Raw genomic sequence first — 402 nt, 5'->3', positions numbered from 1 at the left:
TTCAACGGGCTCGCGTTTTTCATTCACACAAGAGTACTTTGACCTGATTTGTTCAGACTTAAACAGCTATTCCGTGTCTAGCTCGGTGGCCGCCTCTTCTGCTGTCCCTTTTGTATTTACTCCTGTTGTGCTTGAAAACAAAAACGACTGCGACAAAACAGAACACATACAACCCTCATTCGACGCCACCAGTTACCGCAACCGAAATCTGATCAAGTCGTTAGAGTCATATAGCAATAAGGATGATGTGAGTTATCTCCACCTTGTGGATGGCGGGATTACTGACAACCTCGGTTTGCTGTCGGTGTATGAGATGTCTGAATACTTGCGTTACAACGACAACGAAGAGCTGAAAAACTTGTACGACACCCAGCACGCGCGTCCTATTGTCATCATTTCGGT

At 45.8% G+C, this 402-nt stretch carries 1 pseudogene; it reads left to right on the top strand.

Annotation, left to right across the window (positions count from 1 at the left end):
- A pseudogene (locus AB4486_RS25725) lies at positions 1–402 on the top strand (patatin-like phospholipase family protein); the annotation flags it as partial.

This window comes from Vibrio sp. 10N.222.55.C6, from assembly GCF_041473395.1.
In the GTDB taxonomy this organism is placed as follows: Bacteria; Pseudomonadota; Gammaproteobacteria; order Enterobacterales; family Vibrionaceae; genus Vibrio; species Vibrio crassostreae_C.
The sequence above is the reverse complement of the archived record's forward strand: the minus strand, read 5'-3'. Positions and strand labels throughout refer to the sequence as shown.